The organism is Rhizobium sp. GR12, from assembly GCF_036596185.1.
GTDB lineage: Bacteria > Pseudomonadota > Alphaproteobacteria > Rhizobiales > Rhizobiaceae > Agrobacterium > Agrobacterium nepotum.
This window is the reverse complement of sequence record NZ_JASXTH010000032.1, coordinates 1-4094: the sequence shown is the minus strand read 5'-3', so window position 1 is coordinate 4094 and position 4094 is coordinate 1. Positions and strand designations below refer to the sequence as shown.

At 51.1% G+C, this 4094-nt stretch carries 6 protein-coding genes; 3 read left to right on the top strand and 3 right to left on the bottom strand.

Annotation, left to right across the window (positions count from 1 at the left end; all coding sequences use genetic code 11):
- Positions 1-354: 354 nt before the first annotated feature.
- Positions 355-732, top strand: coding sequence for a hypothetical protein (locus tag QSK43_RS26915; RefSeq protein ID WP_332306011.1), 378 nt, complete (start codon positions 355-357; stop codon positions 730-732).
- A 114-nt stretch (positions 733-846) separates the two neighbouring features.
- Here the strand turns inward: QSK43_RS26915 and QSK43_RS26910 are convergent, their stop codons facing one another.
- Positions 847-1251, bottom strand: a complete 405-nt coding sequence (locus QSK43_RS26910) for a hypothetical protein (protein WP_045025273.1) — start codon at positions 1249-1251, stop codon at positions 847-849.
- 47 nt (positions 1252-1298) lie between these two features.
- Positions 1299-1517, bottom strand: coding sequence for a hypothetical protein (locus QSK43_RS26905; protein ID WP_332306012.1), 219 nt, complete (start codon positions 1515-1517; stop codon positions 1299-1301).
- A 1060-nt stretch (positions 1518-2577) separates the two neighbouring features.
- On the opposite strand from QSK43_RS26905, the gene QSK43_RS26900 reads away from it, so the two are divergent.
- Positions 2578-2796 carry a hypothetical protein gene (locus QSK43_RS26900; protein ID WP_332306012.1) on the top strand — a complete coding sequence of 73 codons (219 nt, stop codon included), beginning with the start codon at positions 2578-2580 and terminating at the stop codon, positions 2794-2796.
- A gap of 47 nt (positions 2797-2843) precedes the next feature.
- Positions 2844-3248 (top strand): hypothetical protein, encoded by a 405-nt coding sequence (locus tag QSK43_RS26895; RefSeq protein ID WP_045025273.1) that lies wholly within the window; start codon positions 2844-2846, stop codon positions 3246-3248.
- 114 nt (positions 3249-3362) lie between these two features.
- On the opposite strand, the gene QSK43_RS26890 is transcribed toward QSK43_RS26895, so the two are convergent.
- The gene (locus QSK43_RS26890; protein WP_332306011.1) at positions 3363-3740 is read right to left on the bottom strand and encodes a hypothetical protein; all 378 of its coding nucleotides are present in this window, start codon (positions 3738-3740) and stop codon (positions 3363-3365) included.
- Positions 3741-4094: the final 354 nt, after the last annotated feature.

Here is a 4094-nt window from a genome sequence, read left to right as displayed (position 1 = left end):
GCTTGTTCCCGGAGGCAGGCTCGATCCGGTCTATCTGATAACCGTGCCGGAGGACCTTGATGCCGTTTCGTGACCAGAGGTGGCTCGGTTTGATTGAACAGTTTCGGGCGTTTCGCTAAGTGGATTACCGCCTCGATTATGCAGCCACCATCATTGGTGCCAGCGCGTTGAAGTAGGCTTGATCCGGCGTCTGCCGAAAAGCGTGCCGCAACCTGTTTGATGGTTATTGCCCGGTCTATCGAAGCGTGACCTTGCTATTTTCGGCTGTGGATACGTGTGTGTTGCGCATATTTAACTCAATAGCTGCAGGGTACATTGTGCGTGTTGTGCTTTGACTTTTGGGGATTGAATTGAATGAGGACAGCTTTACTTCTCTGTGCCGCCGCGATGACATTGACTGGCTGCCAGACTCCAGCGCCACAGTCGGTTTTGGATTCGCAGCGCCCTCCGTCCAGATCGATTAAACGTGACTATGTGGACGCATTGCGCGGAACCATCAAACCCGGAGATTTCACTAAAGCCGAGATTTCCAGCGTCGTGCTGCTCGATCCTGAAAGGCGGATTTACGCTTTTTGCACGCGCACGGCGGAACGTGCCGACCCGAATTGGTCCTATGTCGGCGTAGCCTTAAAACACAACGTGAGCGTGGACGCCTCAAAGAATGACTACCGCTGCCGTGACAAGCGGCTGCGGTACTACGATTTTCCTGAGTTGCTAAACATGAAGTCCTGATAAAGCCCGGCAGGCGGCGCTTAGCTCCTTTCGCGCCGCCTGTTGCCGGCTGCGGAGATTGCAAGGCCAGCTTCGAGGCTCGTGCCGTTGTACCGGGTGTCTTCAAGCCGTGGCTTACACGCCTTTTATGATGTCGCAGATGCCCTTGCGGATGACGTCCTTGTCGGCGATCTGTCCTGCCTGAATGTTGAAAACAGCATCGATCCGGACAGCGGCGCCTTTCTGGCGGGCGACAACGCGCAGGGTCTGAATTCTGCCGCTTCCGCTGGTTTCCTGATGGGCATCGATTGACGAGAGTGCCTTGTTGATCTGGATACCTGAAAAACCTTCTGCTGCGACGGCTTGGGCGAGCTTTTGAAGGACAGCGGGTGCTTTGGCTTTCGGCAATTCCTGAAAGGATTTGTAAGAGACAGCCGTAACCATCGGCACACCTGAGACTGTGAAGTTTTTTTCGCACGATGCTGCGAAGGCCGGGCTGGAGACGATGATCAGACCGAGAATTGCGATGGCATGTTTCATATTGCGTAATCCCAGTTGTGGGTGAAGGTTTTCAGCTGTTGGCCGCATCAGAATGTCGACCGTTTTCCTCTGTAGGTCGATGGCGGCGGTAGTGCTTCATGGGCTTGCGCAAGTGTTTCCAGCCATGTTGCGAGTCCATCAGGAACGGTGTCATTGCCGGATTCCAGCGCCTCGATCCATGAGAGTTCACATTGCAAGGCAGAGGCAATATTGATTGGCGTCCAGCGGATCACCCGCAGGCATTCATTAAAGCGTTCTGGCGACATGATGATTGGTTATGTTCCCCGTATTTTCCGCAGCAGCGACGGTCAATTATTGTGCAACTTTTGATAGGCCCAAGGATCCGTATCTGGTCTGATCACATTCGCTCGAGAGGATAGCACGCGCTGCACGATGCGCGCCCGGAATATTATACCTTTATCGGCGATATCAATACATATATTTGTATATTTATACTTTTTGCACGGAATAAATTACCCTTCAGGCAGAGTGAGCAGGGAACGGGATGAGGGTTGAATCAGGACGGGAGACATCTGAAACATATAATTAAGTCGGGGAAGTGAAGAAAACATATAAATAAGTATAAATGAACCATCCCGAGGTAAGGGCGATGATTTTATCGTCAGAGTTCGCCTGTTTGCGCGCAGATAATTTTTGCCGTTATAACCATGTGATTTTATATAGGTTTTTACAGTGGGGTGGATTTATTTATAGGTTGGGCTGGAAGGAATCTGATTAGGAAGTGGATTGAAAAGGCGATGAAAATTGGCGGCGATCGATTATAATAACAATATCATGATATTGTTATTATAATCGATCGCCGCCAATTTTCATCGCCTTTTCAATCCACTTCCTAATCAGATTCCTTCCAGCCCAACCTATAAATAAATCCACCCCACTGTAAAAACCTATATAAAATCACATGGTTATAACGGCAAAAATTATCTGCGCGCAAACAGGCGAACTCTGACGATAAAATCATCGCCCTTACCTCGGGATGGTTCATTTATACTTATTTATATGTTTTCTTCACTTCCCCGACTTAATTATATGTTTCAGATGTCTCCCGTCCTGATTCAACCCTCATCCCGTTCCCTGCTCACTCTGCCTGAAGGGTAATTTATTCCGTGCAAAAAGTATAAATATACAAATATATGTATTGATATCGCCGATAAAGGTATAATATTCCGGGCGCGCATCGTGCAGCGCGTGCTATCCTCTCGAGCGAATGTGATCAGACCAGATACGGATCCTTGGGCCTATCAAAAGTTGCACAATAATTGACCGTCGCTGCTGCGGAAAATACGGGGAACATAACCAATCATCATGTCGCCAGAACGCTTTAATGAATGCCTGCGGGTGATCCGCTGGACGCCAATCAATATTGCCTCTGCCTTGCAATGTGAACTCTCATGGATCGAGGCGCTGGAATCCGGCAATGACACCGTTCCTGATGGACTCGCAACATGGCTGGAAACACTTGCGCAAGCCCATGAAGCACTACCGCCGCCATCGACCTACAGAGGAAAACGGTCGACATTCTGATGCGGCCAACAGCTGAAAACCTTCACCCACAACTGGGATTACGCAATATGAAACATGCCATCGCAATTCTCGGTCTGATCATCGTCTCCAGCCCGGCCTTCGCAGCATCGTGCGAAAAAAACTTCACAGTCTCAGGTGTGCCGATGGTTACGGCTGTCTCTTACAAATCCTTTCAGGAATTGCCGAAAGCCAAAGCACCCGCTGTCCTTCAAAAGCTCGCCCAAGCCGTCGCAGCAGAAGGTTTTTCAGGTATCCAGATCAACAAGGCACTCTCGTCAATCGATGCCCATCAGGAAACCAGCGGAAGCGGCAGAATTCAGACCCTGCGCGTTGTCGCCCGCCAGAAAGGCGCCGCTGTCCGGATCGATGCTGTTTTCAACATTCAGGCAGGACAGATCGCCGACAAGGACGTCATCCGCAAGGGCATCTGCGACATCATAAAAGGCGTGTAAGCCACGGCTTGAAGACACCCGGTACAACGGCACGAGCCTCGAAGCTGGCCTTGCAATCTCCGCAGCCGGCAACAGGCGGCGCGAAAGGAGCTAAGCGCCGCCTGCCGGGCTTTATCAGGACTTCATGTTTAGCAACTCAGGAAAATCGTAGTACCGCAGCCGCTTGTCACGGCAGCGGTAGTCATTCTTTGAGGCGTCCACGCTCACGTTGTGTTTTAAGGCTACGCCGACATAGGACCAATTCGGGTCGGCACGTTCCGCCGTGCGCGTGCAAAAAGCGTAAATCCGCCTTTCAGGATCGAGCAGCACGACGCTGGAAATCTCGGCTTTAGTGAAATCTCCGGGTTTGATGGTTCCGCGCAATGCGTCCACATAGTCACGTTTAATCGATCTGGACGGAGGGCGCTGCGAATCCAAAACCGACTGTGGCGCTGGAGTCTGGCAGCCAGTCAATGTCATCGCGGCGGCACAGAGAAGTAAAGCTGTCCTCATTCAATTCAATCCCCAAAAGTCAAAGCACAACACGCACAATGTACCCTGCAGCTATTGAGTTAAATATGCGCAACACACACGTATCCACAGCCGAAAATAGCAAGGTCACGCTTCGATAGACCGGGCAATAACCATCAAACAGGTTGCGGCACGCTTTTCGGCAGACGCCGGATCAAGCCTACTTCAACGCGCTGGCACCAATGATGGTGGCTGCATAATCGAGGCGGTAATCCACTTAGCGAAACGCCCGAAACTGTTCAATCAAACCGAGCCACCTCTGGTCACGAAACGGCATCAAGGTCCTCCGGCACGGTTATCAGATAGACCGGATCGAGCCTGCCTCCGGGAACAAGC

Excerpts from the sequence above, each read along its gene's own strand:
- QSK43_RS26895 (WP_045025273.1), top strand. The coding sequence starts at position 2,844 with ATGAAACATGCCATCGCAATTCTCGGTCTGATCATCGTCTCCAGCCCG.
- QSK43_RS26910 (WP_045025273.1), bottom strand. The coding sequence starts at position 1,251 with ATGAAACATGCCATCGCAATTCTCGGTCTGATCATCGTCTCCAGCCCG.
- QSK43_RS26905 (WP_332306012.1), bottom strand. The coding sequence starts at position 1,517 with ATGTCGCCAGAACGCTTTAATGAATGCCTGCGGGTGATCCGCTGGACG.
- QSK43_RS26890 (WP_332306011.1), bottom strand. The coding sequence starts at position 3,740 with ATGAGGACAGCTTTACTTCTCTGTGCCGCCGCGATGACATTGACTGGC.
- QSK43_RS26900 (WP_332306012.1), top strand. The coding sequence starts at position 2,578 with ATGTCGCCAGAACGCTTTAATGAATGCCTGCGGGTGATCCGCTGGACG.
- QSK43_RS26915 (WP_332306011.1), top strand. The coding sequence starts at position 355 with ATGAGGACAGCTTTACTTCTCTGTGCCGCCGCGATGACATTGACTGGC.